Consider the following 17,060-nt stretch of genomic DNA (forward strand, 5'->3'; position numbering starts at 1 on the left):
GTTTAGGTATTTTATGTTAGTTAAGTAAGATGCAAAAGAAAAGACAGTAAGATAAAAATGCAGCATTACATTTCACCTTACTGTCTGAATATATTCCTCTTAAAAGCTTACGAAATGCCTTTGAAAGCGTCTTCGTTTATAAACGGCTGATTCCGCAGCCGCTGTTTTGTTGCTTTATAAAATGCATTGGCCACCGCTCCACCTGCTGGCGGCAACGCAGGTTCTCCCAGGCCCGTTGGCGAAATACCATTGTCGACGAAATGAACGTCCACTTCCGGGATCTCGCTCATCCTGATCAGCCTGAAACCATTGAAATTGCGTTGGTCGGGCGCGCCTTCCTTGAAGGTCATATTACCGTACATAGCGTGACCTATACCATCAACTACCCCGCCGGTTACCTGTTGCAACGAGCCACTTTTATTGATAACAATACCGCAATCAACGGCCGCGACAACATTTTTCAAGACAGGCTTCCCTTTTTCCATCGCCACTTCACCTACCTGTGCCACATAAGAACGGTGCGAGAAATATACGCTAAATCCCTGGAATACACCCTTTTTCTTACCCCAGTTGCTTTTTTCTGCGGCGAGTTTAATCACTGCAACCATCCGGTCGATATCATATTTGATTTCTCCGGCGGGTGATTTTTTGGCTTTCTCTAGTAGCTCTAATCTGAAAGCGACAGGATCTTTTCCCGCAGCTTCCGCAACTTCATCCAGAAAGGACTGTTCGGCGTAAGCCAGGAAGTTGGTAATTGGTGCGCGCCATGGGCCGGTGGTAATAGGCGACTTATGCTCTACCGAGTCGATTAGCAGATTATCCACCGATCCGGAAGGAAAATTATCTTCGCGTGTCGGGTTTCCTGAATTGATACCGACGCCTCGCAGTTTGTAACCGATCATCTCGCCGCTTTTATTTAAAGCGGCTTCGAAGCGATACCTGACAGCGGGACGGTAAATGCCTCCGGTCATATCATCCTCACGGGTCCAAATCACTTTGACCGGCGCTTTAACTAATTTAGAAACATGCGCTGCCTCAAGTACAAAATCAGCAGCCAGCCTGCGGCCAAATCCTCCTCCCTGACGGGTAATTTCGACGGTGATTTTTTCGGGCGCTATTCCCGTCAGTTTTGCAACTTCGGTACGTGCGCGATCGGGTGTCTGAGTCGGGCCTACCAATTCCACACCATCTTCCCGCACGTGCGCGAAAAAGTTCATGGGTTCCAGCGGGCTGTGCGGCAGAAACGGACATTGGTATTCAGCCTTAATAACCTTGGCCGCGCCTTTGAATGCAGCTTCCACATCTCCATTCTTCCTGCGGACCGTCGCCTCACCATTGTCCATCAGCTGCGAAAAGATCCGGTTATGATCGGCAGAACTTTCCAGGTCCGCAGCTTTTTCATATTCAATTTTCAACGCATCCTTGGCTTTCTTTACCTGCCAGGTGGATTTGCCCACTACTGCGACGCTGTTTTCAAATGTGACCACATCAACGATTCCCGGCATTGCCTTAGCAGCATCGGCGTTGACAGATTTCAGTTTTAAGCCAAAAGCTTTGGGTCTCTGAATCAAGGCAAACAACATTCCCTCCCGGTAAAAATCGAGACCAAAAAGCGGCTTTCCGGTAGCTATATCGATATTATCAACATTGCGCACCGATTGGCCAATCAGTTTAAAGCTTTTCTCGTCCTTGAGTTTAACTTCTTTTGGCGCTTCCAGTTTCGAAGCGGCTTCGGCCAGCTGGCCATAGGTAAGGGACTTGCCCGAAGCTTTGTGTAAAACCTTTCCATTTTCAGTGCTGCATGCTGCTGCGGGCACGTTCCAGGTGGATGCAGCGGCTTCGATTAGCAGATGTCTGGCAGTCGCACCTGCCTGACGCAGCCTCTCCCAGGAATGTGGTACAGCGCCGCTTCCTCCTGTTACCTGCCGTTCAAAAATGGTTGTGTCCAGGTTACCCTGAACTGTTTTTACCTGTTTCCAATCTGCATCGAGCTCTTCTGCTACAACCATCGGGAACGCCGTCTTGATCCCCTGGCCGATTTCCGGGTTAGGAGAAACGATCGTTATGATGTTGTCAGTACCGATGGATAAATATGCATTGAAATGAATGGATCCAGCCGCAATCGATTTTGCGTCGACCACTACGGGAAGTGCATTCGAGTTTGTCCAATTAAACCCCAAAAACAGTCCACCGCCTGCCGCAGCCGCGATCTTCATAAAATCACGTCTGGAAGATTGATCTGATGTTTTCATTTTTTAGTTGGATTTAGAGGCTGCAACTTTCACTGCTTCCCGGATTCTGTGATACGTACCGCAACGGCAGAGGTTGCCGCTCATGGTTGTTACAATTTCCTGGTCAGTAGGTTTTGGTTTGTCTTTTAACAAAGCAGCCGCCGTCATGATCTGTCCCGCCTGGCAGTAGCCGCATTGTGCTACATCGACCTCATCCCAGGCTTTCTGAACCGGGTGATCTCCTTTTTCGGATAAGCCTTCAATCGTGGTTACTTTCCCTTTCCCGACAGCAGATACCGGCAACACGCAGGACCTAACTGCCTTCCCATCTAAATGGACCGTGCAGGCACCGCATTGCGCAATACCGCAGCCGTATTTCGTGCCGACCAATCCTAAGTTGTCACGCAGCACCCACAGAAGCGGGGTATCCTGCTCGACGTCCGCATCGTAGCTGCGGTTGTTAATTGAAAGTTTGAATAAAGCCATGGTGAATAATTTGAATGCTGAATTGTCGATTCTGTGTAACAATTAACAAGTTACTAAATTTGCCAAAAAAAACACATTGGCAAACCACCCGCGGGCGTCCTTCAAAAAGAACTTGAAGTGATTGATTTACTGGTGCATAGAAAATCCTGGTTCCCAAATACCTTGTTAGGAAGTTAATGCCTCACAAGGTATTTTTGGTCGGACGAGCGAAGAGTAAAAAATAAAAAACTAGTTGAAGCTGAATTATGCCTCGCCTCCCGGACCTCCAAAGCTGATTGGGAAGTTAAACGTGGGATCTCCATCCTGTGAATTTTGGATCGGCCCGTACTGATCCTCGTATTTCTGGATATTATCTTTCAGGGCAGCTACAAGCCGCTTTGCATGCTCCGGAGTAACTATAATACGTGCCTTAACTTTTGCACGTGGTACCCCTGGCATCAGGCGTATAAAATCCAATATGAATTCGCTGTTAGAATGGGCGATCATGGCAAGATTGGAATACACACCCTCAGCCATTTCCTCGGACAATTCTACATTAATTTGTTGCTCGTTTTCCTTTTCTTCTTTCATTGTTTGGTTCTTAAAAACAGCTTTGGGCTAAATGGATTTCTGAAATTAGTAAAAAATAGCAGCACCAAAAAACAAAGAGCCGGCCTGCATAGCGGGCCGGCTCTGAACTTCAATATAATCTACTATACCAATTCTTTTTTCTTGCGAGACTGTCTGTCACGCGAATCAGTAAGTGCATCGAACTCTTCTTTTGAACCTACGATGAGGCTTTCGTATTGACGCATACCTGTACCGGCCGGGATCAGGTGACCTACGATCACGTTCTCCTTCAGACCTTTCAGTTCGTCGCGTTTTCCACGAACAGCTGCTTCGCTCAGTACCTTGGTTGTTTCCTGGAATGACGCCGCAGAAACAAAGCTTTCGGTACCCAAAGAAGCTTGTGTAATACCCATCAAAGTAGGTTTTGCAACAGCTGCCTGCGCATCACGTGCCACAACGAGTTTAAGGTCGCGACGTTTCAAGCTTGAATTTTCGTCGCGTAAACGGCGGACAGAAACGATCATACCTGGCTTAAGGGTCTCAGAGCTACCAGCGTCTTCAACTACCTTAAGATCAAGGATCTTATCATTTTCTTCGCGGAACAATACACGATCAACCGGCTGCATTTCGAGGAAATTGGTATCACCTGCATCCAGGATTTCTACTTTCTGCATCATTTGGCGAACGATACATTCGATATGCTTATCGTTGATCTTCACACCTTGCAGACGGTATACTTCCTGGATTTCATTCACCAGGTACTCCTGAACAGCAGTTGGCCCTTTGATAGAAAGGATATCCGCAGGCGTGATCGCACCGTCAGAAAGCGGGTCACCGGCTCTTACGAAGTCACCATCCTGAACCAGAATGTGTTTCGAAAGTGCAACCATATAACGACGCTGCGTACCATCTCTTGATTCGATATGAATCTCGCGGTTACCACGTTTTACGCCACCATAGGAAACAACACCGTCGATTTCAGAAACTGTCGCCGGGTTCGACGGGTTACGTGCTTCAAAAAGTTCAGTTACACGTGGCAGACCTCCTGTGATATCGCGGGTTTTACCAACTACGCGAGGAATTTTTGCCAGCGGCTGACCTGCTTTTATAGCAACACCATTTTTCACAACCAAACGTGCACCAACAGGAAGGTTATAGCCTTTTTCTGTCTGATCTTTCAACAAGGTAGACTTACCTTTTACCACGATAGCGGGGTTCTTGGTTTTGTCACGTGTTTCAATGATCACAGATTCCTGGAAACCGGTTTGTTCATCAAATTCTTCACGATATGTAATACCTTCTTCAATCGCATCGAAAGAAACTGTTCCGGTGAATTCGGAAAGGATTACTGCGTGATATGGATCCCAGGTACAAAGCTCTTGTCCTTTGAATACCTTCTCACCGTCTTTTACCAATAAATGTGCTCCGTAAGGAACGTTGTTCGAGATCAGCAGCTGTCCGGTTTCAGGATTTGTAATTTTAACTTCACCTGAACGTCCCATTACCACTGTTACTTCGTCGCCTTCTGAATTAACAGACTGTACCAGACGAAGATCTTCAAACCCAATCACACCATCGAATTTCGCCTTGATATTTGCTTCAACAGAAATGTTGGAAGCAGTACCACCCACGTGGAATGTACGAAGTGTCAGCTGCGTTCCTGGCTCACCGATTGACTGAGATGCAATTACACCCACAGCTTCACCGATATTCACCATATGCGCCGAAGCCAACGAACGTCCGTAGCATTTCGCGCAAACACCATTACGTGTTTCGCAAGTCAGTACCGAACGGATTTCAACAGTTTCAATGCTGGTTTCGTCGATGTAAGAAGCGATTTCTTCTGTAATTTCCTGACCTGAGGCAAGGATCATTTCATTAGAAAGCGGATCAAATACATCGTGAACGCTGACACGGCCCAAAATACGCTCAGATAGCGGCTCAACGATATCTTCGTTGTCTTTCAAAGCTGAGATCGCAATACCACGAAGTGATCCGCAATCTTCTTCAACAACTACAACATCTTGCGCAACGTCATGCAAACGACGGGTCAGGTAACCAGCATCCGCAGTTTTCAATGCAGTATCGGCAAGACCTTTACGTGCACCGTGTGTTGAGATAAAGTACTCAAGAACGTCGAGACCTTCTTTGAAGTTAGAAAGGATCGGGTTCTCGATGATTTCACCTGCACCACCTGCGATATTTTTCTGAGGCTTGGCCATCAGACCCCTCATTCCTCCCAGCTGACGGATCTGCTCGCGCGAACCACGTGCACCTGAGTGCATCATCATATAGATAGAGTTGAATCCGCCCTGGTCTGTTTCCAGTTGCTTCATCAAAGTTTCTGTAATACGGGAGTTAACACGCGTCCAGATATCAATAACCTGGTTGTAACGCTCGTTTTCGGTGATAAGACCCATCAAGTAGTTGCTCCAAACGTTTTCAACGTCTGCTTTTGCCTGCTCGATCAGTTTCTCTTTTTCTTCCGGAACCATTACATCGTTCAATCCCATTGACAAACCGCCTTTGAAGGCCATTTGGAAACCAAGTTCTTTGATTTCATCAAGGAATTGAGCTGTACGTGCTACGCCGGCCATTTTGAAAACAAGTCCGATGATTTGCTGCAATTTTTTCTTGGTCAGCAATTCATTGATATAACCAACTTCCTCAGGAACAGCCTGGTTGAACAGGATACGACCTGCAACAGTGTCGGTCAATTTGGTTTCAAAAGTTCCGTCATCGTTACGTACTCTCAGACGGCATTTGATATTCGCGTGTTTCGAAAGTTTCCCTTCATTAATAGCGATAACAACTTCGTCCGGACCGTAGAAGATCTTACCTTCTCCGATAATCGGATATTCAGGAGTACTTACGCGACCTTTCGTTACATAATACAGACCCAAAACCATGTCTTGTGAAGGTACCGTAATCGGCGCTCCGTTGGCAGGGTTCAGAATGTTATGTGACGAAAGCATCAGCATAGAAGCTTCTAAAACGGCTTCCTGACCTAGTGGTACGTGTACCGCCATCTGGTCACCGTCAAAGTCAGCGTTGAATGCAGTACACACCAGTGGGTGCAACTGAATTGCTTTTCCTTCGATCAGCTTAGGCTGGAACGCCTGGATACCTAAACGGTGAAGCGTTGGAGCACGGTTAAGCAGAACAGGATGCCCTTTCAAAACGTTTTCCAGAATATCCCAGATCACAGGATCTTTACGATCTACGATCTTCTTCGCTGATTTTACAGTTTTAACAATTCCACGCTCGATCAGCTTACGAATAATGAACGGCTTGAATAATTCTGCCGCCATATCTTTTGGCAAACCGCACTCGTGCAATTTCAATTCAGGTCCAACAACAATTACCGAACGACCAGAATAATCGACACGCTTACCAAGCAAGTTTTGACGGAAACGTCCTTGCTTACCTTTCAGCATGTCAGAAAGTGATTTCAATGCACGGTTACCTTCTGAACGCACCGCATTTACTTTACGGCTATTATCGAAAAGCGAATCAACCGCTTCCTGCAACATACGTTTTTCGTTACGCAAGATTACCTCAGGCGCTTTGATCTCGATCAGACGCTTCAAACGGTTATTCCGAATGATCACACGACGATAAAGGTCATTCAAATCGGAAGTCGCAAAACGACCACCATCCAAAGGCACAAGCGGACGAAGTTCTGGTGGAATAACCGGAACCATCTTGATCACCATCCACTCAGGACGGTTTTCAATGCGTGTATTTGCATCACGGAACGCTTCTACAACTTTCAGACGCTTCAAAGCTTCTGCTTTACGTTGCTGAGAAGTATCCGTTGCTGCCTGGTGGCGAAGTTCGTATGAAAGCTCGTCCAGTTTGATCCGGTTTAAAAGCATTTCAAGCGCGTCGGCACCCATTTTCGCGATAAACTTATTGGGATCCGTATCCGGAAGCATTTGGTTTTCGCGTGGCAACTTATCGACAATATCCAGATATTCGTCTTCGGTAAGGAAGTCAAGATAGCCTACGCCATCCTCTTCTTTGATACCTGGTTGAACTACGGCATATCGCTCGTAGTAAATTATCTGATCTAATTTTTTGGTAGACAATCCAAGCAGGTAACCGATTTTGTTCGGCAAGCTGCGGAAATACCAAATGTGCGCAACAGGAACTACCAGCTCAATGTGGCCCATGCGCTCGCGACGTACCTTTTTCTCGGTAACCTCTACACCGCAACGGTCGCAGATGATTCCTTTGTAACGGATACGCTTGTATTTACCACAATGACATTCCCAATCCTTTACAGGACCGAAAATCCTTTCGCAGAATAAACCACCCATCTCCGGTTTGTAAGTCCGATAGTTGATGGTTTCAGGCTGGGTTACTTCACCGAAAGAGCTTTCAAGAATAGACTCCGGTGACGCCAGACTGATCGTCATTCTGGAAAAGTCACTATTTAATTTTTTGTTCTTTTTGAAAGACATAATAAAAAGTCGTTTGTCTGTTAGTCGAAACTCAATTAGATTTCATTGATGGCGCGCTTTCGCGCGCCAACGACTAAAATTAGTCCAGTGTAATCTCCAATGCTAGTCCGCGAAGCTCGTGAACAAGTACGTTGAATGACTCCGGAATATTTGGTTTCGGAAGGTTTTCACCTTTCACGATTGCTTCATAAGCCTTTGCACGGCCAACCACGTCATCAGATTTAACCGTAAGGATTTCCTGAAGAATGTGAGAGGCACCAAATGCTTCAAGCGCCCACACTTCCATTTCTCCAAAACGCTGACCTCCGAATTGTGCCTTACCACCCAACGGTTGTTGTGTGATAAGAGAGTATGGTCCGATTGAACGCGCGTGCATCTTATCGTCGACTAAGTGACCGAGTTTCATCATATACATCAGACCGACAGTTACAGGCTGATCAAATTGCTCTCCTGTCAAACCGTTGTACAGATAAGTACGTCCCCAATCCGGTAAACCAGCTTCTTTCAATTCCGCCGCTACCTCTGCTTCTGTTGCACCGTCGAAAATCGGTGTCGCATACCGGCGACCTAGTTTTAAACCAGCCCAGGCCAGGATTGTTTCGTAAATCTGCCCGATGTTCATACGTGAAGGTACACCAAGCGGGTTCAACACGATATTAACAGGCGTTCCGTCTTCCAGGAATGGCATATCTTCGTCACGAACAATACGGGCAACAACCCCTTTATTACCGTGGCGACCTGCCATTTTATCCCCTACTTTCAGCTTACGCTTTTTGGCGATATAAACTTTTGCCAATTTCACGATACCAGCTGGCAGTTCATCCCCTACTTCAAGAGCAAAACGGTCGCGTTTGAATCGGCCCATAATTTCGCTTCTTGCATTCAGGTAATTCTTCAATACCAGTGAAACCTGGCGATTGGTATCTGCATCCTCAGTCCATGAATCTGTCAGCACATCCCCGATGAGGTTAACTTCCTCAGGAACTGCATATTGACTTTCGTCACGGTACGGATTGTTAGCAGGGAACAAGTTCTCCGAGATATTTCTCACATTGAACTTCATTCCTTTGCTGATCAGCTCATCACCAAATTTGTGCTTCACACCCTGTGTGGTTTTACCGTCGGTCAGTTGAACCAGCTTATCGATAATTCTTCCACGCAACGCAGTCAGGTCACGGCTGTATTTTTTCATCAACAGACGCAACTCGTCTTTATGTTTTGCACGCTCTTCTTTAGTTGGGCGAGAGAAAAGTTTTGTATCAATAACAACACCTTTCATTGATGGCGGTGCTTTTTTCGAAGCATCTTTCACATCCCCTGCCTTGTCACCGAAGATCGCACGAAGCAGTTTTTCTTCCGGAGTAGGATCAGATTCTCCTTTTGGAGTGATCTTACCAATCAGAATATCACCTTCTTTCACTTCGGTACCAACCTGAACAATACCATTCTCATCAAGGTTTTTAACAGTTTCCTCGCTAACGTTTGGAATTTCAGCTGTCAATTCTTCCTCACCCCGTTTGGTATCACGCACTTCCAGTTCAAATTCTTCAATGTGAATAGAAGTAAAGATATCTTCGCGAACCACTTTTTCAGAAATTACAATCGCATCCTCAAAGTTGTATCCCTGCCAAGGCATGAACGCTACCAGGAGATTACGTCCCAAAGCAAGTTCCCCGCCTTCGGTACCATAACCCTGGCAAAGTGCCTCGCCTTTCTTTACCTTTTGTCCTTTAAGGACCATCGGTTGCAGGTTGAGGCAAGTATCCTGGTTGGTACGACGGAATTTTACCAGATCATAAGAAACGCTGTCATCTATAAAGCTTACCAGACGGTCTTCATCTGTTCTGTCATATTTAACGACGATTTTCTTTGCATCTACAAATTCAATAACCCCGTCGCCTTCGGCTACTACCAGGGCACGTGAATCCATTGCAACGCGTTTTTCGAGACCAGTACCTACGATTGGCGCTTGTGGGCGCAAAAGAGGCACACCCTGGCGCTGCATGTTAGATCCCATCAATGCACGGTTTGCATCATCGTGTTCCAGGAACGGAATCAGCGAAGCCGCGACAGATACGATTTGGTTAGCAGCAACGTCCATGTAAGACGCTTGTGAAGGATCCACCATTGGGAAATCACCTTCAAAACGTGTCTTGATTTTTTCTACCGTAAAGTTTCCTTCTTTGTCGACAGAGGCATTTGCCTGGGCGATATATTTGGAATCTTCTTCTTCGGCTGTCATGTATATCAGCTCATCGGTCAGTTTACCAGCGCCGTCGATAACGCGGTACGGAGTTTCGATGAAGCCCATTCCATTCACTTTTGCAAATACGCAAAGCGAAGAGATCAGACCAATATTCGGACCTTCCGGCGTTTCAATCGTACAAAGACGACCGTAGTGCGTGTAGTGAACGTCGCGAACCTCAAAACCAGCTCTTTCACGGGAAAGACCGCCAGGCCCGAGTGCAGACATCCGACGCTTGTGGGTAATCTCAGCCAACGGATTGGTTTGATCCATGAACTGTGACAGCTGGTTAGTACCAAAGAATGAGTTGATAACGGAAGACAAAGTCCGCGCATTAATCAAATCAACAGGCTTGAAATCTTCGTTATCACGTACGTTCATACGCTCCTTGATAGTACGCGCCATACGCGCCAGACCTACACCGAATTGTGCGTAAAGTTGTTCACCAACAGTACGAACGCGACGGTTTGACAAGTGATCAATATCATCGACAACCGCTTTGGCATTGATCAAACCGATCAAATATTTCACGATCGAAACAATATCACCCGTAGTCAAAACGCGAACGTCCAGACTGGTATCAGAACCCAGTTTCTTATTGATCCTGTAACGACCGACATCTCCAAGATCGTAACGCTTATCACTGAAGAACAAGCTTTGAATTACGTCACGTGCAGTTTGCTCATCAGGAGCTTCTGCATTACGAAGTTGACGGTAAATTTGCTCAACAGCCTCTTTATCAGAGTTTGAGCTATCTTTTTGTAGGGTATTATAAATGATATTATAATCCGCTACGTTCATATCTTCTTTGTGAAGAATAACCGATTTCTGACCTGATTCAGTGATCACATCGATATCATCAGCAGAAATAGTCGAATCGCGTTCCAGCAAAACTTCATTACGCTGAATAGAAACAACTTCACCAGTATCTTCATCTACAAAATCCTCAGTCCAGGTGCGAAGAACCCTCGCAGCCAGACGGCGACCAACTGCTTTTTTGAGGTTAGCAGGTGTTGCGCTGATTTCCTCAGAAAGCCCAAACAGGTCTAGGATATCTTTATCAGAACCAAAACCAATAGCCCTCAAAAGCGTAGTAACCGGGAATTTTTTCTTACGGTCGATGTATGCATACATCACATTATTCACGTCAGTCGAGAATTCAATCCACGATCCTTTGAACGGAATAATACGTGCAGAATATAATTTGGAACCATTTGTGTGCTTGCTCATTGAGAAGAACACCCCTGGCGAACGGTGAAGCTGAGAAACGATAACACGCTCAGCACCATTGATCACAAATGAACCTCTTTCGGTCATATAAGGAATATTTCCTAGGAAAACTTCCTGCTCAATGGTTTCAAATTCTTCATGATCAGCATCATTACATATCAGACGTAACTTTGCTTTTAGCGGTACCGCATAGGTAAGTCCGCGATCAATAGATTCGTCAACAGAATATTTTGGTGGTTCAAGCAGATAATCAATGAACTCCAAAACGAAATTGTCGCGCGAATCCGCAATTGGGAAGTTTTCAGCGAAAACTTTGTACAATCCCTCGCCGGAACGATCTTCTACCGATGTATCCAAACTGAAAAAATCCCGGAATGATTGTACCTGGATTCCTAGCAGATCCGGATAATCGATAATCTGATTGATCCTTGAGAAATTCTTTCTAGGTGTTGTTGCTTTAATTGTAGCCAAGGCTATGTTTGATTTGGGTTAGAAGAAAAACCAATACGTGAAGATTTCATCGCATGGTATTAATTAGTTTTAAACCTAATCTAATGCCTCGTAGAAGGATAAATAACTGCCCCTTTTCTGTCTTTTCTACGAGTAAAGAAGTGTTTCGGGCAAATTATTGGAAAGAAGTAAGGACAACCGCCGTTAATCAGCAGGGCCTTTATTCCAAACGTCAAAAAAGGGATTTTCGTTTGGTAAAACACAAAATAGGAAAAGACCTGACGTTTGTCAGGCCTATTCCTTCGAATTATAGATGAATGCAATAAAGCAAATTACTTCACTTCAACTTCTGCACCTGCTTCTTCAAGTTGTTTTTTCAAAGCCTCAGCTTCGTCTTTCGCAACTCCTTCTTTAACAGGTTTTGGTGCACCGTCAACCAGTTCTTTCGCTTCTTTCAAGCCAAGACCTGTTAGGTCTTTAACTAATTTCACGACAGCCAGTTTGCTTGCACCTGCTGATTTAAGGATTACATCAAAAGATGTTTTTTCCTCAGCCGCAGGAGCATCTGAACCACCGCCACCAGCAGGACCTGCTACCATCACTGCACCAGCAGCTGCAGGCTCAATACCGTACTCATCTTTAAGAATTGTAGCCAATTCGTTCACTTCTTTAACCGTAAGGTTAACAAGCTGTTCTGCGAAAGCTTTCAAATCTGCCATTTTTATTTAGATTTTTTGATTATACAATAAGATGATTAAAAAAGCTCTGTTTTATGAAACCCGGAGAGCTAAGCCTGGCTATTAATTAGTCTTCCTTTTCAGACAAAGTTTTAAGGATACCAGCCAATTTGTTTCCGCCGCTTTTAAGAGCACCGATAACATTTTTAGCAGGTGATTGCAACAATCCGATTACTTCTCCTATCATCTCCTGTTTCGATTTCAGAGAGATAAGAACGTCAAGCTGGCTTTCACCAACGAAAACAGCAGTATCCACAGAAGCTCCTTTGAACTTAAGCTTATCACTTCCTGATTTCTTCTTGAACTCTTTAATCAATTGCGCAGGAACTTTGCCTGACTCCGGGTGAAACATTACTCCAGAGAATCCTTTCAACACTTCGTCGAATGAGGAATAATCTGTATCTAACGTTTCTAGTGCTTTTCTTATCAATGTATTCTTCACAACACGATACTCAATACCGCGCTCAAAGCATAGTCCTCTTAGCTGATTTACTTCGCCAACAGACATTCCGCTTGCGCTGGTAATATAGAAGTATGGGGTGCTAGCGAATTTTTGACTTAACTCGTCTATAATTACTGCTTTCTCTTCCCGTGTCATATTATAATCCTGGAATCGTGTTTTTATCAATAACAACACCCGGGCTCATCGTACTAGACAAGTGAATGCTCTTTACGTAAGTACCTTTTGCCGAAGAAGGCTTTAGGCGCACCAAAGTGTTAATAACTTCCTGTGCATTCTGTGCAAGCTGATCAGTTCCAAAAGAAACTTTTCCAACGCTGGTATGTATAATTCCGGTTTTATCAACCTTAAAATCAATCTTACCTGCTTTTACTTCTTTCACAGCTTTCGCTACATCGGGAGTTACAGTTCCTGATTTAGGGTTCGGCATCAATCCGCGAGGACCTAATACTTTACCTAACCGTCCCACTTTTGCCATCACACTCGGCATTGTGATAATTACGTCAATGTCAGTCCAGCCTTGTTCTATCTTAGTGATATACTCATCAAGACCAACGTAATCTGCTCCTGCCTCTTTCGCTTCTGCCTCCTTATCGGGAGTACAGAGAACCAAAACGCGTACTTCTTTTCCGGTTCCGTGTGGCAATGTTACCACGCCACGTACCATTTGATCTGCTTTACGAGGATCAACGCCTAAACGAACGTCGATGTCAACTGAAGAATCAAATTTGGTATAGGAAATCGTTTTAAGAACGTCCGCTGCCTGCTCCAAAGAGTAAGCCTGATTTGGGTCGTATTTCGAAAGAGCCTCTTTTTGCTTTTTGGTCAGTTTTCCCATGTTCTTTGTTTCGTTAGCGTATTAAACCTACGCTTAGTTGTTTTCTTCCCACGGGGCTTTGCCTGCCACAGTGATACCCATACTACGAGCCGTTCCCGCGATCATTTTCATGGCAGAATCAATTGTGAAGCAATTTAAATCCGGCATTTTCGTCTCAGCGATCGTACGAACCTGATCCCATGATACCGAACCTACTTTCAAACGGTTAGGCTGAGCCGAACCTGTCTTCACTTTTGATGCTTCCAGAAGCAAAATAGCGGCCGGGGGAGTCTTGATGACAAAGTCAAAAGACTTATCCTTATAGTATGTAATAACTACCGGCAATACCACACCCATTTTATCCTGGGTACGGCCATTGAATTGCTTGCAAAACTCCATGATATTCAAACCCTTCGATCCTAATGCAGGACCAATCGGAGGTGAAGGATTGGCTTGGCCGCCTTTCACCTGTAGTTTGACGTATCCACCTATTTCTTTTGCCATTGTTTTGGAATTTGTTGGGTCATTGATTGATCACGGTTCAAATGCAAGTGGAAGCTTACCTGCCCGCCTTCTCTCAACTATCCTTTTCTACTTGTGCGTAACTGAGTTCCACGGGTGTATTACGCCCGAATATTTTTACAACTACATTGAGTTTTTTCTTCTCATCAAATACCTCTTCCACCAAACCGATAAATCCGCTGAAAGGCCCGTCTACCACTTTCACGGTTTCTCCTTTTATAAAGGACATGCTTGGGGCCTCTTCGTGCTGTTCTGCTTCATCAACCTTACCTAAAATTCTATTGATTTCAGATTGCCTTAATGGAACAGGTACTTTTGAATTTCCTTCGGCGTTACCAAGAAAACCGATAACTCCCGGAATGCTTGTGATAATATGGAGTACTTCTCCTTTTGAAAGGTCGGCGGAGATAATAATATAGCCCGGGAAAAAATTCTTCTCCCTGACCCTTTTCTTTCCGTTACGCATTTCGTAAATCTTCTCAGAAGGAATCAGGATCTGCGGAACGAATTCATTTAATTTTTGCCGTGTTATCTCATTTTCAATGTAAGACTTGATTTTTTTCTCTTGTCCCGACACTGCCCGCAACACAAACCAATTTAGACTACTCATACCATTTAGGGGTTAAAATAGCCTTAGAAAGACTGGTAAAACAGTTTAAGCGCATTCTCAAAAACGAAATCCATCACACCAACAACAAAGGCAAAAATGAGCGAACCCACGAGCACCAAAGTTGTGTTAGCCTGCAATTCATTGAATGGAGGCCAGGTAACATGCTGGGTGATTTCTTCCCAGGAAGCTTTAAAAAAAGAGGTAAACTTTTCCATTGTTCCTTTTTAAATATGCACGGGTGGAGAGATTCGAACTCCCATCAACGGTTTTGGAGACCGCTATTCTACCCTTGAACTACACCCGTATTTCCCGCAATCCGTTCTTTCGGGCTGCAAAGATACAATTTATTTACAAAAAACAAGTGCATTCCTTGAAGAAATGCACTTGCTATTGTTACTTAACTATTTAGTCAAGAATTTCAGTTACCTGACCTGCACCTACGGTACGTCCACCTTCACGAATCGCGAAACGAAGACCTTTCTCCATAGCGATCTTGTTGATCAATTTCACTTCGATAGTGATGTTGTCACCTGGCATAACCATTTCAACACCAGCTGGAAGTGTAATCTCGCCAGTTACGTCTGTGGTACGGAAGTAGAACTGAGGACGGTATTTGTTGAAGAATGGAGTGTGACGACCACCTTCTTCTTTCGAAAGAACGTAAACTTCGCCTTTAAATGCAGCGTGAGGTTTTACTGAACCTGGCTTGCAAATTACCATTCCACGACGGATATCTTCTTTGTTAATACCACGAAGAAGAAGACCAACGTTGTCACCAGCTTCTCCACGGTCAAGAATCTTACGGAACATCTCAACACCAGTTACGGTAGATTTAAGACCTTCTGCACCCATACCCAAGATATCTACTGGATCACCAGAGTTGATCACACCACGCTCGATACGACCAGTTGCAACAGTACCACGACCAGTGATCGAGAATACATCTTCAACAGGCATCAAGAATGGAAGATCTGTCATACGTGGAGGAATTGGAATGTAGCTATCAACTGCATCCATCAGATCTTCAATGGTCTTAACCCATTTTGGTTCGCCATTCAAGCCACCCAAAGCAGAACCCTGGATTACCGGAATGTTGTCACCATCATATTCGTAGAAGCTTAATAGCTCACGAATTTCCATTTCAACAAGCTCAAGAAGCTCAGGATCATCAACCATATCCACTTTATTCATGAATACTACAAGTTGAGGAACACCTACCTGACGAGCAAGAAGGATGTGCTCACGAGTTTGTGGCATCGGTCCATCAGTAGCAGCAACTACGATGATCGCGCCATCCATCTGTGCAGCACCAGTTACCATGTTCTTCACATAGTCAGCGTGACCTGGACAGTCAACGTGCGCATAGTGACGATTGGCTGTTTGGTATTCTACGTGCGAAGTATTGATGGTGATACCACGCTCTTTCTCTTCAGGAGCATTGTCGATTGATGAGAAATCGCGTTTTTGTGCGAAACCTTTGTCAGCAAGAACAGTTGTAATTGCTGCCGTAAGGGTGGTTTTACCGTGGTCAACGTGCCCGATAGTACCGATATTTACGTGGGGTTTCGAGCGGTCAAACGTCTCTTTTGCCATGACTTAAGTACGCTTAAATTAAAAGTTATTACGAATTTATTTAACACTAAATATTGATCCTGTTTAGCTTACAAATTCCAAGCACTTCAAAACCAATTAACCAAATACAGAACCAAAAATCTTCCTGAGTTTTTGAGGGGATTTGAACCGCGCGGCGGACCGTCCCTGACCTCTTCCTTACCAAGGAAAACTCGTTCACCGAGCTTTTGAGGGGATTTGAACCCCTGACCTCTTCCTTACCAAGGAAGTGCTCTACCCCTGAGCTACAAAAGCAAAAACCCTTGTAAGAACCAAAAAGCGACTAGCGAAAAAGTTACAATTGAATGTTTTCGCTAATCGCTTCGACGGTGCTTTAATGAGCGGAAGACGAGGTTCGAACTCGCGACCTATAGCTTGGAAGGCTATCGCTCTACCAGCTGAGCTACTTCCGCATTTGTTATGTCTGATTCCTGACTGGCAATTCAAGATCATGTTTGACATAAACTGTGGGGGCGGATGGATTCGAACCACCGTAGGCATACACCAGCAGATTTACAGTCTGCCCCATTTGGCCACTCTGGTACACCCCCAGACATCATTTCAACAGTACCGCGAAACCGTTTGTCTCACTTTTTGGAGTCGCAAAATTATGGCCTTTTCTTAAATTCTCAAATTGTTTCGAAAA

General features: G+C 44.9%; 12 protein-coding genes and 4 tRNA genes. All 16 read right to left on the reverse strand.

What is annotated here, in order from left to right; translation table 11 throughout:
• Positions 1-107: 107 nt before the first annotated feature.
• A complete protein-coding gene (locus FXO21_RS08400) occupies positions 108-2,252 on the reverse strand; it encodes a xanthine dehydrogenase family protein molybdopterin-binding subunit (RefSeq protein WP_149639673.1) in 2,145 nt (714 codons plus the stop codon).
• Between the two features lie 3 nt (positions 2,253-2,255).
• Complete coding sequence (locus tag FXO21_RS08405) at positions 2,256-2,717, reverse strand: (2Fe-2S)-binding protein (protein WP_149639674.1); 462 nt, start codon at positions 2,715-2,717, stop codon at positions 2,256-2,258.
• A 243-nt stretch (positions 2,718-2,960) separates the two neighbouring features.
• Positions 2,961-3,287, reverse strand: coding sequence for a DUF3467 domain-containing protein (locus FXO21_RS08410; RefSeq protein ID WP_149639675.1), 327 nt, complete (start codon positions 3,285-3,287; stop codon positions 2,961-2,963).
• A gap of 122 nt (positions 3,288-3,409) precedes the next feature.
• Positions 3,410-7,732 carry a DNA-directed RNA polymerase subunit beta' gene (gene rpoC, locus FXO21_RS08415; protein WP_149639676.1) on the reverse strand — a complete coding sequence of 1,441 codons (4,323 nt, stop codon included), beginning with the start codon at positions 7,730-7,732 and terminating at the stop codon, positions 3,410-3,412.
• Positions 7,733-7,811: 79 nt separating this feature from the next.
• Positions 7,812-11,678 (reverse strand): DNA-directed RNA polymerase subunit beta, encoded by a 3,867-nt coding sequence (gene rpoB, locus FXO21_RS08420; protein WP_149639677.1) that lies wholly within the window; start codon positions 11,676-11,678, stop codon positions 7,812-7,814.
• Positions 11,679-11,989: 311 nt separating this feature from the next.
• The gene (rplL, locus tag FXO21_RS08425) at positions 11,990-12,376 is read right to left on the reverse strand and encodes a 50S ribosomal protein L7/L12 (RefSeq protein WP_149639678.1); all 387 of its coding nucleotides are present in this window, start codon (positions 12,374-12,376) and stop codon (positions 11,990-11,992) included.
• Positions 12,377-12,461: 85 nt separating this feature from the next.
• On the reverse strand, positions 12,462-12,992 hold the full coding sequence (gene rplJ, locus FXO21_RS08430; protein WP_149639679.1) for a 50S ribosomal protein L10: 531 nt from the start codon (positions 12,990-12,992) through the stop codon (positions 12,462-12,464).
• 1 nt (position 12,993) lies between these two features.
• Positions 12,994-13,692 (reverse strand): 50S ribosomal protein L1, encoded by a 699-nt coding sequence (gene rplA / locus FXO21_RS08435; RefSeq protein WP_149639680.1) that lies wholly within the window; start codon positions 13,690-13,692, stop codon positions 12,994-12,996.
• Between the two features lie 33 nt (positions 13,693-13,725).
• A complete protein-coding gene (rplK, locus tag FXO21_RS08440; RefSeq protein WP_026631777.1) occupies positions 13,726-14,175 on the reverse strand; it encodes a 50S ribosomal protein L11 in 450 nt (149 codons plus the stop codon).
• A gap of 73 nt (positions 14,176-14,248) precedes the next feature.
• Entirely contained in the window at positions 14,249-14,803 is a 555-nt protein-coding gene (nusG, locus tag FXO21_RS08445) for a transcription termination/antitermination protein NusG (protein ID WP_015812908.1), read from the reverse strand.
• A 23-nt stretch (positions 14,804-14,826) separates the two neighbouring features.
• Complete coding sequence (secE, locus tag FXO21_RS08450) at positions 14,827-15,018, reverse strand: preprotein translocase subunit SecE (protein ID WP_149639681.1); 192 nt, start codon at positions 15,016-15,018, stop codon at positions 14,827-14,829.
• Between the two features lie 18 nt (positions 15,019-15,036).
• A tRNA-Trp gene (locus tag FXO21_RS08455) sits at positions 15,037-15,107 on the reverse strand.
• 101 nt (positions 15,108-15,208) lie between these two features.
• On the reverse strand, positions 15,209-16,396 hold the full coding sequence (gene tuf, locus FXO21_RS08460; RefSeq protein WP_031528324.1) for an elongation factor Tu: 1,188 nt from the start codon (positions 16,394-16,396) through the stop codon (positions 15,209-15,211).
• 201 nt (positions 16,397-16,597) lie between these two features.
• Positions 16,598-16,669 (reverse strand) — tRNA-Thr (locus FXO21_RS08465).
• 85 nt (positions 16,670-16,754) lie between these two features.
• Positions 16,755-16,827 (reverse strand) — tRNA-Gly (locus FXO21_RS08470).
• Between the two features lie 55 nt (positions 16,828-16,882).
• A tRNA-Tyr gene (locus FXO21_RS08475) sits at positions 16,883-16,965 on the reverse strand.
• Positions 16,966-17,060 lie beyond the last annotated feature (95 nt).

It is taken from the genome of Dyadobacter sp. UC 10 (assembly GCF_008369915.1).
Taxonomy (GTDB): Bacteria; Bacteroidota; Bacteroidia; order Cytophagales; family Spirosomataceae; genus Dyadobacter.